Consider the following 3,197-nt stretch of genomic DNA (forward strand, 5'->3'; position numbering starts at 1 on the left):
CGCTGCCCGCGCCGGGATCGAGTGCGGGCCGGGCCAGGTCTGCGGGATGCATTCCCTGCGTGGCGCGCTGGCCGTGGCCATGATCGGCGGCGGAACTCCGATGCCGGTGGTGTCGGCGGTGTTGGGACATGCCTGCAGCGATACGACCCAGGCCTACTACCTGCGCTTCGACGTCGAGCGGCTGCGTGGCTGCGCGTTGGACGTCGAGGACGTCACCGAACGGGACCGGGCGGGTGAGCGCGGTGCCTGAGGCGACGCTGCCGGACCTGGTCGCGGACCTGGTCGCGTTGCGTCACGCCGGCGGGTACCGGTTCACGATCCAGCAACGGGTGCTGCGCCAATTCGCCGACCACTGCCGCCAGCAGGGCTACCCGGGCGGGTCGATCACCAAGGAAGCATGCGACGGGTTCCTCTACGGCCGCCACCTGCGCTCGGCCACGGTCCGGCGTAACGAGTTGGCGCTGCGTCAGCTGGCCGAGTACGCCCGGGCCGTCGGCTGGCACGCCTACATGCCGGCCGCGGCGACCGGCGTGCGTGTCCGCCACCAGCCGCCGTACGTGTTCACCGACGACGAGGTGCGCCGCTTGTTCGCCGCGATCGACTCCCAGCCCATGTCCAGTTTCACGAACAAGGCGATGGTCGACCCGGTCCTGTTCCGAGTGCTCTATGGCGCCGGGTTGAGGGTCTCCGAGGCGCTGAACCTGACCCTGTCGGACGTGGACACCCCCGCCGGGACGCTACGGATCCGCGACTCGAAGAACGGTGCGGGCCGGACCATCCCGATCACCGGGCGGCTCACCGCGACCCTGCACGCCTACCTCACGGCCGCGCACCCGGTTCCCGAGCACAGCGACCACGTGTTCTACAGCCGGGCCACGGGCAGGCCGATCAACCAGTCGACCATCTACCTGCGGTTCCGCGGCTACCTGGCCGACGCCGGCATCCCCCACTTCACCGGCGGTCCGCATCCGCACTCGCTGCGCCACGGCTTCGCCGTGGCCAACCTGCGGCGATGGGCCGCGGACAACGCGGACCTGGCCGTGGTGCTGCCCTACCTGGCCTGCTACATGGGCCACGCCGACCTGCGCGGCACCCAGTACTACCTGCGGCTGACCGCGGACGCCTACCCCGAGGTGATGACCAAGGCCCAAATCAGGTTCGGCTACGTCATCCCCGCCCCGGCCGAGGACAAGTCGTGAGCCCGCGACCCGCGCCGCCCGCGGATCTGGCCGGGCGCTGGCTGGCGAAGTTCTTCACCGACCACCTGGCCGGAGAGCGCGCGGCCTCTGCCAGGACCGTCTCCTCCTACCGGGACGCGATCAAGCTGCTGCTGATCTGGTTCAAAGACGCCGAACGCATACCGCCCGAGCGGCTGCGCTTGGTCGACATCGACCGGCCCCACGTCCTGCGGTTCCTGGACTGGCTGGACACCGAGCGGTGCGCCTCGGCGGCCACCCGCAACCAGCGCCTCGCGGTGATCAAGTCGTTTTGCCGCTACACCGCCGTCGAACAGCCCGACCACCTCGACCAGCTCACCCAAGTCCTCGCGATCCGGCAGAAGAACACCCCTGCGCCGGATCTGGGGCACCTGAGCGGAGACGAGGTCAAGGCGCTGCTCGCCGCACCCGGCACCGCCAGCACACGCACCATCAGGGACACCGTCCTACTCGCCCTGGCCTACGACACCGCCGCCCGCGTCCAAGAACTCTGCGACCTCGACGTCGCCGACATCCGCCGCTCCAAACCGATGACGGTGACGATCCGAGGGAAGGGATCCAAAATCCGATACGTGCCCGTGATGGACCCCACCGCCCGGCTCGTCGCCGACTACCTGGAACACCTCGAACCGCACCCCGGCCTCGGCACCGCCGCGGGCCCGCTGTTTCGCGGACCCAACCACTCCCGGTTGACCCGGTCCGGGGTGGCCAAGCTCCTGGCACGCCACGTGCGAGCCGCCCGGGCCCGCGACCCCGGCTGGGCCCCTGGACTGCCGGTCAGCCCCCACACCCTGCGGCGCACCCGAGCGATGCACCTGATCCAGGCCGGCGTCAACCTGATCTACATCCGCGACCTGCTCGGCCACGCCGACGTATCCACCACCGAGATCTACGCCCGCGCAGACGCGGAGACCAAACGCAAAGCGATCGAAAATGCCTACCAGCCACTCACCCCAGACGTCCTGCCCGACTGGACCTCGGACACCTCCCTGATCGGCTGGCTCGACTCACTGGCCCGGTAACACCAGCCACCGGGATTATGCGGACGAAAACACCACCGACACGGCCCCCACCAAGGCAAAACGACCCGGCAGGGCGCATAACCCCGCCGTCCACCTAATGGCGCAAATCGTGAACCCTGGGGCCGTGTCCGCGCCCGCCGTGGGAGATGCGGGCCTGCCACAAAAACCGGCGGAAGTTGTGTCCGACGTTGCCGAGGGTGAGCGGCCGGCCACCGATGCCGGGGAAGAACCACTCCCGCCTGCTGGGCTGCCCGGCGGTCTGGGCGTGGTAGTCGGCGAGCCTGGCCCGTAGCGCTGCGGAGGCGGGCACCTGTCGGTCCTTGCCGCCCTTCGCGTCGCGGATCTGTAGCACGCCGGCGTCGATGTCGACGTCGACGTCGACGTCGCGTAGCAGACGGGCCTCGGAGCAGCGCAGCCCACAGGCGTAGATCGTGCGGAACAGTACCGGCATGACCAGGTGGCGCAGCGGAACCTGGCTGCAGTAGTGGCAGCGGTCGGTCTGGGTGAACAGCGCAGCCAGCTGCTGGTCGGTGTAGATGTGCGGGACGTAGCGGGCGGGCCTGGGCAGCGTCCCGGCGGGCAGGACGTAGGCCGGAACGCCCCGGCGGCCCAGCCAGCGGGCCAGCTCCCGCACCGGCGCGGCCAGGCCCTGCAGGGTCGCCGGCTTGACTCCGCGTTGCCGGGCGGCCGCGATCCACGCTTCGACCGAGGCCCGGGTGGGCGCCTCCAGCCCGGGGAACCGGCTGGCGCAGAACGCGGCGAAGCGGGCCAGCACCCGGTCCTCGACGTCGTACTTATAGCCCGTCGCGCGTTTCTCGGCGACCAGGGCCGTGATCGCGCCGTCCATCGTGATCGCGGGGCTCACCGCGCCCTCTCCCGTCCCGGCGCGTCCGGGTCCAGCGCGCACTTCGACAGCAGTCCCAGCGAGGTTTTCAGGTAGACCCCGGTCGACCGGACG

At 70.4% G+C, this 3,197-nt stretch carries 4 protein-coding genes; 3 read left to right on the forward strand and 1 reads right to left on the reverse strand.

Annotated elements, in window-relative coordinates; translation table 11 throughout:
• From VGJ14_03305 to VGJ14_03315, 3 genes are all read left to right on the forward strand, one after another.
• The coding region (locus VGJ14_03305) for a hypothetical protein (GenBank protein HEY2831428.1) at nucleotides 1–250 on the forward strand (250 nt) is incomplete at its 5' end.
• A complete protein-coding gene (locus VGJ14_03310) occupies nucleotides 243–1,199 on the forward strand; it encodes a tyrosine-type recombinase/integrase (GenBank protein ID HEY2831429.1) in 957 nt (318 codons plus the stop codon). The genes VGJ14_03305 and VGJ14_03310, both read left to right, overlap by 8 nt.
• Nucleotides 1,196–2,239 (forward strand): tyrosine-type recombinase/integrase, encoded by a 1,044-nt coding sequence (locus VGJ14_03315; GenBank protein HEY2831430.1) that lies wholly within the window; start codon nucleotides 1,196–1,198, stop codon nucleotides 2,237–2,239. Before VGJ14_03310 ends, VGJ14_03315 begins: the two co-directional genes overlap by 4 nt.
• A gap of 94 nt (nucleotides 2,240–2,333) precedes the next feature.
• On the opposite strand, the gene VGJ14_03320 is transcribed toward VGJ14_03315, so the two are convergent.
• Nucleotides 2,334–3,104, reverse strand: a complete 771-nt coding sequence (locus tag VGJ14_03320) for a tyrosine-type recombinase/integrase (protein ID HEY2831431.1) — start codon at nucleotides 3,102–3,104, stop codon at nucleotides 2,334–2,336.
• Nucleotides 3,105–3,197 lie beyond the last annotated feature (93 nt).

The sequence above is a fragment of the Sporichthyaceae bacterium genome (genome assembly GCA_036493475.1).
Classification (GTDB): domain Bacteria; phylum Actinomycetota; class Actinomycetes; order Sporichthyales; family Sporichthyaceae; genus DASQPJ01.